The following is a 13,893-nucleotide window of genomic DNA, read 5'->3' on the forward strand; positions in this document are numbered from 1 at the left end:
TTTGAGCGGCAAATCAGCTGGTGATCCGAAGCACTGATGAATCGTTCCGAACAAATTTGCGCAGCCCTGCGCAGTGCCATCCTTGAGCGTGCCCTGTTACCGGGCATGAAACTGCCGGAAGATTCGCTGGGTGAGCGTTTCGGGTCGAGCCGGACAATCGTGCGCCAGGCACTGGAACGGCTCGCAGCGGAAGGCCTTGTCGAACTGCGGCGGAACAGGGGAGCCGTTGTTGCAACCCCCAGCCTGGAGGAGGCGCGGGATCTGTTTGATCTGCGATGTCAGATCGAAGACCTTGTGGTGTCCCGGCTGAGCGCTGAATTCTCCCAGAAGCACCTTGATGCACTGAATGCGCATCTCGACAAGGAAATCGCCGCTGAAAAGGGACCTGAGCCTGTCTCCATCCGGCTTGCCACGGAATTCCACATTCTCATGGCGCAGCTCACGGAAAGTCCGGTTCTGATCCGCTACGTGGAAGATGTCGGCTATAGATGCGGGTTGACGCTGGCACTTTACTCGCGGCCGCATTCCACTGATTGCGGGATCCAGGAGCACCGGGAAATTATTGATGCTCTTTCCAAGGGCGATGAGGATCGGGCGCGAGACCTCATGCGACACCACCTGGGGGCCGTGGCTGACCGGGCGCTGATCAAGCCCGAAAACAAGGGGCAGGGCATCTATCTCGATGCCCTGGAACCTTACGTCCGCGCCGTTCGAGGGGACGACTAGGCTTCAATGCCCATGCGGGTGAGAATTCGCTCCGCGCTGTCGTTCCAGACATCCATCTTTGTGATCTTGCCGTCATGCACTTCGAACCGGTCGACATACCGGTTGCCTTCGAAGGCGGTTCCGTCCGGCCATTCGCCGTAAAGCGTTCCGACAGAGTAGACGACAACACCGTCCGCCCCGCGGGCAACGTCGAAACGGTCCATCTTCTTCTTCACCCACTTGTACCGCTTCGCGTTAAAGCCGGTCGGACCTGACGGATGGTTGAATACCCGTCCGCCTGTAAACGTGATCGTCACATCGTCGGCAACGTAGGTCGCAGCGAGATCCGGATCGGGTTTCATGGAAGCATCGAGATATTCCCTAACGATCTGGGCTTCCTCGGGAAGGGTGTCCTTGTTTTCGTCCAGCATGGGGCGTCCTTTTCAAAATGGCCTTCCAGAGCATAAATCCTGTGCGGCTTTTTGTATGCAAGTTTTGTATGCAAAGATTGCATGCAATTTAAGCGAAATTCTGATGTCATCGAAGGTCTGTAAAGGCTGAAATTGGATAAGCAGTTGAAATGTATGAAGATCAGCAAACTGGCATCTGACTTGCTCTTGATATGGCGTTCGGACGTGTCGTCCGGAAAACCAGAGGAGCCGTTCATGAAATCCGCTTGCAAATTTCCGAAGGTGACACGCCGCGTCCTGATGTCAGGTGCCGTCGGCCTCGCCCTGGCCACCAGCCTGCCGGCCTTCGCCGCCGATACAATCAAGATCGGCCTTGTTGCCGCGCTCAGCGGTCAGTCCGCCAAGTCAGGACAGGCAATTACACGTGGCCTGACCATCGCGATTGACGAGATCAACGAGAAGGGCGGTGTCCTGGGCAAACCGCTTGAACTTGTAAGCCGCGATGACGAAAGCAACCCGGGCAAGGGGCTTGTCGCTGCACGTGAGCTTGTCCAGCGCGAAGGCGTTGCGGCCCTGATCGGGGGTCTGGACACGCCGGTCTCCTTTGCAATCGTTCCCTTTGCCAACCAGTCAAAGGTGCCTTTTGTCGGGCCATGGGCTGCGGGCACCGGCATCACCAAGAACGGTGCTGAAGAGAACTACATCTTCCGCGTCTCCGCCGTTGATGAATACGTCGATGAAGCGATCACCGAATATCTGGTTACCAAATACGGCTCCAAGAAACCGGGCATGATCCTCATCAACAACCCTTGGGGTGAGTCCAACGAGAAGGGGCTTTTGAAAGCTCTGGAGAAGCGCGGCATGGAGCATGCCGGTATCGAGAAGTTCGAGTCCAACGACGTCGATGTCGTGCCGCAGCTCACGCGCCTTAAGGAAAACGGCGCGGATGGCCTGTTTGTGGTGGCAAACGTTGCCCCGACCGCACAGGTGGTGAAATCGCTCGACCGGATGGGCTGGGACGTTGCCATGGCATCGCACTGGGGCCCGGCAGGTGGACGGTTCACGGAACTGGCCGGCAAGAGCGGCGAGAAACTCCACTTCATCCAGACCTACCTGTTCCGGGAGGGCGATGCGAAGGGCGAAGCCATGTTCTCGAAGCTTCAGGAGAGCTTTCCCGAAATCGAGACCATGGCCGATGTGACACCCGCGACCGGTATTGCGAATGCCTATGACGCCATGCTTCTGCTGGCTGCTGCCATCGAGAAGGCCGGTTCCACCGATGGTCCGGCTATCCGACAGGCGATGTACGACATCGAGAACATCGAAGGCCTGATCAAGACCTATACCGACCCGTTCTCGCCGGAAGACCAGGATGCAATTGCGCCTGAAGACTATGTCTTCGCGCAGTTCGTCGAAGGCGAAATCATCCCGATTGAAGATTGATGATGTCACCTCCCGCGGCAGGCCCGCGGGAGGTTTCTTCCCTTTTGATTAGCCCTGATCCCGTCTCACCCGCCAGGACCCACCCATGACCCTCTTGATCGCCGCCCTTGTCACCGGCATTGGCCTTGGAAGCATGTACGGGCTGATCGCGCTCGGCTTTCAGATCACATATTCCGTTTCTTCCACCGTCAATTTCGCGCAGGGCAGCGTTGTCATGCTGGGCGCGGTTCTGGGCTTTGTCTTTACCGAACGGCTCGGCTTGAACTGGCTGATCGCCTATCCGCTTGCGATCGCCTGTTGCGGCCTTTTTGGCGTGCTTGTTGAAATTCTTCTGGTTCGCCCCTTCGTGGAACGCAATTCGGAAGCCTGGCTGATGGCGACCGTCGCGGGCGGCATTTTTCTCGATAACGCCGTTCTCTTCAGCTTCGGCAACGAACCGCGGACATTGTTTTCGCCTTTGGCGCAGACCACCTGGCAATTCGCCGGCACGGGCATCTATCCGCAGCAACTGCTTATTCCGATTGCCGCCATCGGTGTTGCTCTGGCGTTGCACTTCCTGTTCCGCAAGACCTTGCAGGGCAGGGCGCTGCTTGCCGTCGTCCAGAACAATCAGGCAGCACGGCTCATGGGGATCAACACAACCATGATGGTGTCCGGTTCCTTTGCGATTTCGGCCATGCTTGCCGGATGTGCCGGTCTTTTGATCGCGCCGCTGTTTTCCGTGCATTCGGACATGGGGACGCTCTTTGGCCTCAAGGCCTTTGCAGTGGCAATCCTGGGCGGCATGACATCGGCAGCCGGAGTGATGCTGGCAGGCTTTCTCTATGGGGTGACGGAAGCCCTGGTCACGGCCTACTTGGGCTCATCTTCCACCTACATCGTTGTCTTTGCGCTGATCATCCTTGCACTGACATTGAAGCCGGATGGGCTCTTCGGTCGTCCCGCCGTAAAGAAAGTCTGAGGAAGCGCCGTGCCCTTTCTGAACCAGCGAATTCTTCTCGATAGCGCGTTGCTCGTTCTGACCGTTGCAGCCTGTGCGATGGCCGTGACAAGCGGTGGCTACACGCAGTTTGTCATCGGCCTCGTTGCAATCACGACCATCCTGGGGACCGGTCTCAACGTTCTTTATGGTTTGACTGGTCTGGTCTCCCTTGGCCAGGTGGGTTTCTTTGCCATCGGCGCTTATGGTGTGGCGGTGATGACCCTGTCTGGCCTGAGCTTCTGGCTGGCACTGCCCTTGTCCGCGCTCGTGGCGGGGATCGCGGGCGTTCTGCTGGCGGTGCCTGCCGTCCGTATGGCGGGGCCGTTCCTGGCAATGGTCACGATTGCCTTCGCGTTCATTGTCGAACATGGCGCGGTGGAATGGCGTTCCCTGACTGGCGGTCAGAATGGCCTCATGGGCTTTCCGATGCCGGAGATCTTCGGTTTCGTATTCAGCGAGCGGGAACTGGTGGTGCTGGCCATCCTGCTTGCCGGATTGTCTCTCTACCTGTTTCGCCGATTGGCCGAAAGCGGCTGGGGCATGGCAATGACGGGCGTACGCGATGCTGAAACCGCAGCCGCCTCGCTTGGATATCGGCCCTTCGCGGTCAAGGCGGCCGCGTTCGCCATTGCGGCGGCGATGGCCGGGCTTGCGGGCGGTCTGTTTGCGCCGTTGATGATGTTCATCGCGCCGAGCAATTTCCCGTTCTCGCAGTCGATCCTGTTTCTCTTCGCAATCCTGATCGGCGGCGCCGGCACCGTGCTGGGGCCACTCGCCGGCGCGCTGGTAACCGTCCTGCTGCCGGAGTTCCTTTCAGATCTTGCAGAATACCGGCTGCTGTTCTTTGGCGGTTTGCTGGTGGGCGTGTTGCTGATAGCGCCTCGCGGGCTGGTCGGCACGGTGGCGTCTTACATTCCGAGGTCGAGCCGAAGCGTGACACCTGTTTCTTCCGCAGACATCGAGCAGTTCCTCAAGGGCGGGCTTACCTCAAGCGCTCTGGAGATTGAAGACCTCGGCATTTCGTTCGGCGGTGTTCGGGCAGTCGATGGAGTCAGCTTCCGGATCGAGCCCGGCGAGGTAACATCCATCATCGGTCCGAACGGTGCGGGAAAGACCACCGTCCTCAACATGATAGGCGGGTTCTACCGTCCAACGCAGGGCAAGATCCTGCTTGGAAGCCGGGACCTTGCCGGGCTGCCGGCCCATGCCGTTGCCCGATCGGGGATCGCCCGAACCTACCAGACGACCAAACTTTTCGAGAACCTGACGGTGCTTGCAAATGTCGTCTCCGGGCTGGGGCGCGGTGCCTTCGGCGACCCGTGGTCCGACATTCAGTCGCCAGATCGTTTGTCGCTGGCGGCAGGACTGTTGCGATACTGCGGCTATGAAGGGGACTTCGACAAGCGTGCCGGTGACCTGCCGCATGTCGACCGCAGGCTGGTGGAGATCGCACGCGCGCTTGCCCTGAAACCTGACATCCTGCTTCTGGATGAACCGGCAGCCGGGCTGATGCGTGCCGACAAGGACAAGCTCGCCATGCTGCTGCGGGATATTGCCGACCTGGGGCCTGCAGTTGTACTCGTCGAACATGACATGGAACTGGTGATGGGGATTTCGGACCGGATCCAGGCAGTAGACGCCGGCAAGCCTATTGCCTTTGGCACCCCGGCAGAGATCCAGGCAAACGAAACAGTGATTGCAGCCTACCTCGGCACCGATGGCACCACGGCCTTCCCGCGTACAAAACCGCTGCACACAGAAGAAACGCCTGTTCTGTCGACACAGAAGCTGACTGCCGGATATGGCGCGGCTCCGGTGTTGAAAGAGGTATCACTCAAGGTGCGGCCAGGCGAAATGGTCGCTCTGCTCGGGGCGAATGGTGCTGGAAAATCGACGTTTCTTTCTGCCGTATCGGGTCTGCACAGGCCGGTCACCGGAAGCATTATCCTGAATGATGAGCAGACGCAGGCCATGCAGCCGCATGAACTCGTCGGGCGTGGTCTTGTGCTGGTTCCCGAAGGCCGCCAGGTGTTTCCGGAACTGACAGTGCGCGAGAACATCGAACTGGGTGCCTACAAGAGACATTCGGCAGTCAACAGCTCGGAACTGGAAGCTCATCTGAAGCGGTTTCCACGCCTGCGCGACAAGTTGCACAGCCGCGCAGGGCTTCTTTCGGGCGGTGAGCAGCAGATGATGGCAATTGCCCGCGGTCTCATGGCGAAACCCAAGATCCTGCTCCTGGACGAACCTTCGCTTGGATTGGCTCCGGCCATGGTTGAGGAGCTTTATGCGATCCTTGGTGAGTTGCGGGACGAAGGTATCACCATTCTGCTTGTCGACCAGATGGCAACGCTAGCTCTGGCCGTTGCAGATTACGCCTATGTTTTGGAACAGGGCCGTATCGTGATTGAAGGCAAGGCAGCGGAGCTGGCTTCGGACCCGCGGCTGACGGCGGCCTATCTCGGCGCCGCCAATGAACTGGAAACTCGCATGGAGGCGAGGGTATGAGCGGGCTAGTAATCCGGAACGTCCTGCTGGAGGGCGTTGATGCGGCTGTCGATATTGCGGTCAGGGCCGGAAAGATTTCGGCGATAGGAGCCGACCTGCCCACGAGTGCGGAAGAACTGAATGGCAACGGCGTTCTCCTGGTGCCGGGATTTGTCGAGAGCCATCTTCATCTCGACAAGGCCTGCATTCTCGACCGTTGCCGGAACGAGACAGGCACGCTGGAAGGAGCAATCTCGTCAGTTGCGGAGGCAAAGAAAGGGTTTTCGGAAGAAGACGTCTACGACCGTGGTTGCAAGGTTCTCGAAAAGGCCATTACTCAGGGCACCAACGCCATCCGGACGCACGTGGAGATCGATCCGGGCATCGACCTGACGGGGTTTCACGCCATTCAGCGGCTGAAGCAGGATTTCGCCTGGGCGCTGGACCTGCAGATATGTGTCTTTCCGCAAGAAGGGCTGATCAACAACCCGGGTACTGCCGAATTGCTGGAAGAGGCACTCACAGCCGGAGCGGACCTGCTGGGCGGGTGTCCCTATACGGACAGCGATCCGAATGGCCAGATTGCCTGCCTGTTCGAAATGGCCGAGCGCCATGATGTCGATCTCGATTTCCATCTGGATTTCGATCTCGATCCTTCCTGGCGTCATCTTGATGAAATTGCCCGTCAGACAGTCGCCTTCGGCTGGCAGGGAAGGGTCGCGATCGGCCATGTCACCAAGCTGTCGGCCCTTTCCCGAAAGGACCTTCTGGAGGCGGTGCAAATTCTGAAAAGCGCTGAAATCGCGCTTACCGTTCTGCCGTCGACAGATCTGTTTCTGATGGGACGTGGCAGCGAAAGCCTGGTTCCGCGCGGGGTCGCGCCGGCACATGTCTTTCATGAACACGGCGTGTGCTGCACGGTCGCAACAAACAACGTGCTCAATCCCTTCACGCCCTACGGCGACTGCTCCTTGCCGCGCATGGCCAATCTTTATGCCAATGTTCACCAGCTCGGATCAGCGGAAGACCTGAAGGCCTGTTTTGACATGGTAACGGCTGCACCACGGCGGCTGATCAACAAGGCTCACAGGATCGAAGTTGGCGAAGCGGCCACCTTCGTGGCGCTGCCGGCCATGAGCGGATATCAGATCGTTTCGGAAATCATCCGGCCGGTCTGGGGGATGAAGAATGGAAAACTCACCTTCGAGCAGGCTCCGGCCAGGTTGGTGGGACCATTGGAAGCGCAAGGCCGGACCGTGGAAAGACGAGCGGCTCTTGTGCCCTAGCTGCTCGTGGACGAGATCACTTGCGCCGTTGTGCTGCCGCGTGTGCGCATGGCGGCACGTTCCTTCATGTATTTTTCCGCCTCGATCATATGACCGCGCATGATCATGCGGCAGAGTTCGGCATCACCCGATTTTATCGCTCGCAGCAACTGCACCTGATAGTGCAGTCCCGTTTCGCGCAGGGCAGGGTTCGGTTCCTTGTAGATCGAGCGGCAGACCGTCATGTCGCGTAGCAGGCTGAGCAGGAAGGAACATGTGAAGGCGAGGATCGGGTTCTTGCAGTGCCGGGCCAGTTCCTCGTGAAAATCAAGCTCGGCCAGGCGCTGCGAATATTCTTCTTCCGCCGTTTTGGGCTCGTCCTCGTAAAGCCGGATGCAGCCCTGCAAGGCCTGAAAACCTTCGTCTGTCAGTGTTCCGGCAACCGAGGCGGCAAGTTCCGGCTCAAGCTGTTTCCGGAGTGTGTAGATGTCGGCAATCGTCGGCTGGTCGAACAGGAACAGATTGTCCAGCATGCGGATGGCTTCACCTGGTTCCACCGATGCGACGAAGACACCACCGCCCGGGCCGCTGCGTGTTGAAATCAGCCCCTGGAACTCCAGTACCTTCAAAGCCTCACGCAGTGAACCACGTGACACCCTGACCGTTTCCGGCTGAAGCCATTCGGCGGGGATCCTGTCGCCGGGGCGCAGACCGGCTTCGACGATCTGTTCGCGGATCTGCTGGGCCACCATGTCAGGTCGCCGCAGGCGTTTCCGCGTCTTGGGATCTGTCGCTCCTTCGGGAATTCTCATGGCCGGTTAAACTGCAATGCCTTGTTTTTTGGGGAGCCTATGCCTTCCCGAGTGGGTGATAGCAAGCCGCAATGTGGCTGTTGCCGCCTTTGGCCTCGTCCGGTGACGGTTTGCCGGCAACGCAGATATCCGTGCGGTGCGCACAGCGCGCGGCAAAGGCGCAGCCTTCGGGAGGATTGTAGGGATCCGGCAATTCGGCAGAGGCATCTTCCGACATCAGGTCGTGCCGCCCGGGGGCGGGCGCGGAGCGCATAAGCAGATCCGTATAGGGGTGCAGCGGCTTGCGGAAGATTTCTCTGGCTGGGCCCAGTTCGGCCATCCGGCCGAAGTACATCACCGCCACGCGGTCGCTGACACTTTCCACCACCGAAAGATCGTGGCTGATGAAGATGTAGGTGAGGCCGAAGTCGTCCTTCAGCTTGTCCAGCAGGTTCAGCACCTGGGCCTGCACGGACACGTCAAGGGCAGACACGGGTTCATCAAGTACGATCAGCTCAGGCCCGGCCGCAAGTGCCCGCGCAATGCCGATCCGCTGCGCCTGGCCGCCGGAGAATTCATGCGGATAGCGTTCCAGGAACTCCGGCGCCAGGTTGACCGCCTGCAGCAGCTCGGCAAGGCGCTTCTCGCGGCCATCAGCATTCAGGTTTGTCAGGTGCTTGAGCGGCGCTTCCAGGATGGTCCTGATGGTCTTGCGCGGATTGAGCGAGGCAACCGGATCCTGAAAGACATATTGAACCTTGCGGGCGAGTGCATTGCGGTCCTTTTTTGCCAGTGCCGCAAGATCCTCGCCGTTGAAGGTGATCGAGCCGGAAGTCGGCAGATCGAGACCGACGACGAGGCGCGCGAGGGTGGACTTGCCGCAGCCGGACTCTCCGACGACACCCAGGGTCTCTCCCTTCTTTACATCGAGACTGAGACCCTGAACCGCGTGCACGGCGGGAAGATGACCGCCAAAGAGCTTCCGACCGCCGCCGAAAATGCGCTCGACATCCTGAATGGTCAGGAGGGTTTCGCTGTCCATGTGGTTACGACTTATCTCGTTCATGCGGTCGCTCCGGAATTCAGCGGAAAGAGGCAGCGCACACCGCGGGTTTCGGAAGACATCTCAAGGTTGATCTCGCCGGTCCGGCAGGAGGCCTGTGCGTGCGGACACCGCTCGGCAAAGGCGCAACCGTCCGGCAGGTTGTTGACCACGGGCGGGCGGCCCTCGATTGCATCCAGACGACGGCCCGGTTCGCCCAGAACCGGCACGCATTCGATCAGCTTGGCGGTGTAGGGATGACGCGGGTTCGCCAGAACCTCTTCCGTCGTTCCCGTTTCGACGATGCGGCCCGCATACATTACCGCAACACGGTCACAAAGGGCGGAGACAACGCCGAAATCATGGGTGATGAAAAGGATTGCAGCGTTCCGTTCGCGGCGCAGGCCGTTCATCAGCGTCAGGATTTGCGATTGCACGGTGACGTCGAGCGCGGTGGTCGGTTCGTCCGCGATCAGCACCTTGGCATCGTTGGCGAGCGCCATGGCAATGCAGACCCTTTGGCGCATGCCACCGGAAAGCTCGTGCGGGTAGGCGGACAAGCGTTCCTTCGCATTCGGGATCCGCACAAGCGATAGCAGTTCAACGGCCTTCTCCCGCGCTTTCGAGCCGGACATGGGCTGGTGGGTGGTGATCGCTTCCGTCAACTGATCGCCAACGGTGAAGAGCGGGTGCAGCGTCGACAGCGGATCCTGGAAGACATAGGCAACCGACCCGCCTCTGAGGTCCCGGATACGCCGGTCGCTTGCCGCAAAAAGATCTTCGCCGTCGAGATAGGCGGCACCGCCGGCAATCCGGCCGGGTGGTGTCGGCACAAGGCCCATGATGGACATGGCCGTTACCGACTTGCCGGATCCGGATTCTCCGACCACGCCCAGGCATTCGCCCTCTTTCAGGTTCAGATCAACACCGCCGACTGCCTTGTAAACGGAGCTGCCGATCTGGAATTCGGTGCGCATCTGACGGACATCCAGCACACCGCCCTTTTCCGAAGGCGCGGGGACCTCGTCGGGCTTGCGATGCACCGCTGTTCGAGAGACCGGCCGGGTCAGGGACCCGGCACGCAGACGCGGGTCGAGGATATCGCGAACTCCGTCGCCGAAGAGGTTGATACTCATGACCAGCGCAAAGATCATCAGACCCGGAATGATGGAGACATGCGGCGCGGTAAAGAGGATCTTGCGGCCTTCACCCAGCATGGAGCCGAGGTCTGCCTGTGGCGGCTGGGCGCCCAGGCCGAGGAAGGACAGCCCGGCCGTTTCCAGGATCATCCAGCCGACGGTTGTCGACATGGTGATAACGATGACCGGCAGGACGTTGGGCAGAATTTCCAGAAACAGGATCTGCACCGGCGACTTGCCAGACAGCCGTGCCGCGTCAACAAACTCCCTTCGGGATAGTCCGAGCGTGATACCGCGAATGTTGCGGGCAAAGAACGGTATGTTGACGAGCGCGATGGCATAAAGCGCGTTGAGCAGCCCAGGGCCGAGCACGGCGACAATGGCCAGTGCCAACAGAATGTAGGGAAACGCCATCACCATATCGATGCCGCGCATGATCAGAGTGTCCGTTCGCCCGCCCGCGTATCCGGCGACCAGTCCCAGAAGCGAGCCGAAGAAGGCAGCGATTATTGTTGCCGACAGACCGACGGCAAGCGATATGCGTGTCCCCCAGATCAGCCGCGAGAGGATGTCCCTGCCCAAGTGATCGGTGCCAAGCAGGTGTCCTGCGGTAAAGATCGGCAGAAGTCGGTCAGCCGGGGCGGTAACGTCCGGGTTCGCCAGCGGCAGGATCGGCGCTGCCAGAGCGACAAGACAGATCAGAACCAGAACGACAAGGCCGCTGGTTGCCAGCGAATTGTTGAGCAGCAGCGCAAGTGTCCCCGGGCGTGAGGATTTTGCCTTCTCCTTGGAAGGGGCGCTCATGGTCGTGTCACTCATCAGCGCAACCTCGGATCAAGAATGGTCTGCACCACGTCTGCGAGCAGATTGAAGAGAACATAGGCGGCGGCGACCACCAGAACCCCGCCCTGGACCAGCAGCAGATCGCGGGTGGAAATGGCGGTCACGAGCATGGATCCGATGCCTGGCCACTGGAACACCGTCTCGATATAGACAGCACCGCCGATGACAAAGCCGGCCTGGATGCCAATGACCGGCACCACGCCGACGAGGGCCGACTTGAATGCGTGCTTGTAGATGACCTTGCGTTCCGACAGGCCCTTGGCGCGGGCGGTGCGGATATAGTCCTGACGCAGCACTTCCAGCATGGCGGTGCGCGTCAACCGGGCGATGACGCCGGTCGCGACCACCGAAAGCGTCAGCGCGGGCAGGGTGAGGTGATGGATCAGGTCGGGCAAGTCGCCGCCACCATAGATCGCGTACATGCCGGACGCCGGAAACAGGCGCAGATTGACGGCGAAGACCAGGATCAGCAGCAGGCCGAGCCAGAAAGACGGGGTCGAGATACCGATCAGAACGAGCAGCGTGATGATCTTGTCCGCCCAGCCGTACTGACGGACGGCAGAGACAATACCGGCGAGAAGGCCGAAGATCGAACACAGGATGAGTGAGGTTCCGGCCAGAATGAGGGTCGCTGAAAAGCGCTCCATCACTTCATCCAGCACCGGACGGTTGAGCGTGTAGGAGCGGCCGAGATCACCCTGGAACAGGTTGCCGATCCAGATGACGTATTGCTCGAACAGGGTTTTGTCGAGGCCGAGATCGCGGTTGAGCTTGGCGACATTTTCCGGTGTCGCGTAGGAGCCGAGAATGGCAGTTGCCGGGTCTCCCGGGATCATCGCCATGATCAGGAAGACGATGATCGTCAGCCCGAAAAGGACCGGGATGGCAGCCAGCAGACGCTTGGCGATATAGGAAGCCAATGGTCTCTCCCTCTTTCTGAGTGCGGCCGGCCATTTCCTGAAGCCTTGCCGCCTCCGCAACCTCATCCCGAGGAGCGCATTTATGCGCGTCTCGAAGGATGGGCGGCACACTCCGGAGCAAGTGGCCCATCCTTCGAGACAGCGCCTTGCGCTTCCTCAGGATGAGGGAGTGTTGTGTCGCCGGGATGCGCCTTTACGTTTCCTTCGGCACTTGCTGCGTGCAGGTCCGAATACGAAAATCCCGGCGAACCGTTCAAGGTCCGCCGGGAGACGTGTCGTCTTACTGAGGCTTCTTGACGTCCTGAAGCATCAGGAAGAAGGACGGCTGCAGCTTGAAGTCTTCAACCGATGCCTTGGTGACGGCATTCTGTTTCCAGTTGGCAACGAAGACCCAGGGGGCGTCCTCCTGGACGATTTCCTGCATTTCCTTGTAGAGCCTTGCACGTTCTTCCTGGTTGGTTTCCTCGCGGGCATTTTCCAGAAGCTCGTCCACCTTGGCATTGGAATAGTAGCCGGAGTTGAACCCGCCCTGTTCGGGCATCGCTTCGGTGCGCAGGGCCAGGAACGGAAGCGTGTCCGGGTCATTGGTCATCCAGGCCATTTCCGCCATGGAAGCCTTGCCTTGCAGACCCGGGTTCACCTTGCCGAGGAAGGTGTTCCATTCATATGTCTCGATCTTGACCTTCATGCCGACGGCCTGCAGATCGGCCTGAATTGCCGTGCCCATGGCAACCGGGTCGAGCATGCCGGAGCCGCCTTCGGTGACATAGAAAGTAACTTCCTGTCCGGCGTATTCAGCTTCCTTCAGGAGTTCCTTGGCCTTTTCCGGATCGTAGGGATAGGGCTCCAGGCTCTCGTTGTAGGCCCAGGCAAAGGCAGGAGGTGTCGGCCCTGCTGCGACGTCGGCCGTACCTTGCAGGATGTTTTCCACCAGCGCCTTCTTGTTGATGGCGTAGTTGGCGGCCTGGCGTGCGGCCTTGACGTCAAACGGAGCTTCGCGGGTGTTCAGGATCAGGAACCAGACGTGAGGTCCGGCCTGTTCCAGCACCTTGAAAGTTGAATCGTCCTTGAACTGCTGCAGGCTGTCCGGCGGGACTTCAACCATCACGTCCAGTCCACCGGAGAGCATTTCGGCGATCCGGGTGTTGGCGTCGGTGATTGGGCGGTAGATCAGCGCTTCCAGTTCCGGAGCGCCATCCCAGTAGTCTTCGTTCTTGACGGCAACCACCTTGGCGTTGGCTTCCCATTCGGCAAACTTGTAGGCGCCGGTACCGGACGGATTGCGGCCGAAATCCTTGCCGTATTGCTTGACTGCCTCGGGCGAGACGATCAGACCCGTCGGATAGGCAAGGTTCGACAGGAACGGCGCGTAAGGGGCACTGAGGTTGAAGGTGACGGTGGTTTCGTTGTCAACGACCACGTCCTCCACGGTGGAGAAGAAGAATGCAAGCGGGAAGGGACCCGTGTCGTGATAGGGGTTTTCCTCGTTCAGCATACGGTCGAAGTTGAACTTCACCGCTTCCGCGTTGAAGGGGGAACCGTCATGGAACTTGATGCCTTCACGCAGCTTGAACGTGTAGGTCTTGCCGTCTTCCGAAATGGTCCAGCTTTCGGCAAGGGACGGTTCGACTTCCAGGGTGCCGTCCTTGTAGCGCACAAGTCCGTCATACAAGTTCACCAGAATGCGGAAATCGTTCACCGCCGTGACGGCGTGCGGGTCGAGTGACTTGGGTTCCGCGATCTGGCCGACAACCAGAACATTGGGCGGAGTTTGCGCCTGCACCTGGGGTGCAAAGGCGAGGAAGGCCGAGGCGAAAGCCGCGGCTAGGAATCTTTTCATGACCATTCCCCTCGTTGTTTCTGACG

11 protein-coding genes are annotated in these 13,893 nt (G+C 59.7%); 5 read left to right on the top strand and 6 right to left on the bottom strand.

The window, feature by feature from the left end; translation table 11 throughout:
• Nucleotides 1-36 precede the first annotated feature (36 nt).
• Entirely contained in the window at nt 37-726 is a 690-nt protein-coding gene (locus FIV03_RS18270) for a GntR family transcriptional regulator (protein WP_023001129.1), read from the top strand.
• On the opposite strand, the gene FIV03_RS18275 is transcribed toward FIV03_RS18270, so the two are convergent.
• The gene (locus FIV03_RS18275; protein WP_023001130.1) at nt 723-1,136 is read right to left on the bottom strand and encodes a nuclear transport factor 2 family protein; all 414 of its coding nucleotides are present in this window, start codon (nt 1,134-1,136) and stop codon (nt 723-725) included. The genes FIV03_RS18270 and FIV03_RS18275 overlap by 4 nt on opposite strands.
• Before the next feature lie 234 nt (nt 1,137-1,370).
• Here FIV03_RS18275 and FIV03_RS18280 point away from each other — a divergent pair, with 234 nt between their 5' ends.
• From FIV03_RS18280 to FIV03_RS18295, 4 genes are all read left to right on the top strand, one after another.
• Nucleotides 1,371-2,558 (top strand): ABC transporter substrate-binding protein, encoded by a 1,188-nt coding sequence (locus tag FIV03_RS18280; protein ID WP_152510547.1) that lies wholly within the window; start codon nt 1,371-1,373, stop codon nt 2,556-2,558.
• 85 nt (nt 2,559-2,643) lie between these two features.
• Nucleotides 2,644-3,519 (top strand): branched-chain amino acid ABC transporter permease, encoded by an 876-nt coding sequence (locus FIV03_RS18285; protein WP_023001132.1) that lies wholly within the window; start codon nt 2,644-2,646, stop codon nt 3,517-3,519.
• Between the two features lie 78 nt (nt 3,520-3,597).
• Nucleotides 3,598-6,048: an ATP-binding cassette domain-containing protein gene (locus tag FIV03_RS18290; RefSeq protein WP_152511976.1), complete on the top strand. Its 2,451-nt coding sequence runs from the start codon at nt 3,598-3,600 to the stop codon at nt 6,046-6,048.
• Nucleotides 6,045-7,313: an amidohydrolase family protein gene (locus FIV03_RS18295; protein ID WP_152510548.1), complete on the top strand. Its 1,269-nt coding sequence runs from the start codon at nt 6,045-6,047 to the stop codon at nt 7,311-7,313. The genes FIV03_RS18290 and FIV03_RS18295 overlap by 4 nt, the downstream gene beginning before the upstream one ends.
• Here FIV03_RS18295 and FIV03_RS18300 read toward each other — a convergent pair.
• The 5 genes from FIV03_RS18300 to FIV03_RS18320 all read right to left on the bottom strand — a co-directional run bounded on the left by FIV03_RS18300 (nt 7,310) and on the right by FIV03_RS18320 (nt 13,867).
• A complete protein-coding gene (locus FIV03_RS18300) occupies nt 7,310-8,044 on the bottom strand; it encodes an FCD domain-containing protein (RefSeq protein WP_286202201.1) in 735 nt (244 codons plus the stop codon). The two genes, FIV03_RS18295 and FIV03_RS18300, sit on opposite strands and share 4 nt — an antisense overlap.
• A 97-nt stretch (nt 8,045-8,141) precedes the next feature.
• Nucleotides 8,142-9,149, bottom strand: a complete 1,008-nt coding sequence (locus FIV03_RS18305; protein WP_152510549.1) for an oligopeptide/dipeptide ABC transporter ATP-binding protein — start codon at nt 9,147-9,149, stop codon at nt 8,142-8,144.
• Nucleotides 9,146-11,083 carry a dipeptide/oligopeptide/nickel ABC transporter permease/ATP-binding protein gene (locus FIV03_RS18310; RefSeq protein WP_152510550.1) on the bottom strand — a complete coding sequence of 646 codons (1,938 nt, stop codon included), beginning with the start codon at nt 11,081-11,083 and terminating at the stop codon, nt 9,146-9,148. Before FIV03_RS18310 ends, FIV03_RS18305 begins: the two co-directional genes overlap by 4 nt.
• Nucleotides 11,083-12,027: an ABC transporter permease gene (locus FIV03_RS18315; RefSeq protein WP_023001138.1), complete on the bottom strand. Its 945-nt coding sequence runs from the start codon at nt 12,025-12,027 to the stop codon at nt 11,083-11,085. The genes FIV03_RS18310 and FIV03_RS18315 overlap by 1 nt, the downstream gene beginning before the upstream one ends.
• A 280-nt stretch (nt 12,028-12,307) precedes the next feature.
• Nucleotides 12,308-13,867: an ABC transporter substrate-binding protein gene (locus FIV03_RS18320; RefSeq protein ID WP_152510551.1), complete on the bottom strand. Its 1,560-nt coding sequence runs from the start codon at nt 13,865-13,867 to the stop codon at nt 12,308-12,310.
• Between the last annotated feature and the right edge of the window lie 26 nt (nt 13,868-13,893).

This window comes from Labrenzia sp. THAF187b (assembly GCF_009363375.1).
Taxonomy (GTDB): domain Bacteria; phylum Pseudomonadota; class Alphaproteobacteria; order Rhizobiales; family Stappiaceae; genus Roseibium; species Roseibium algicola.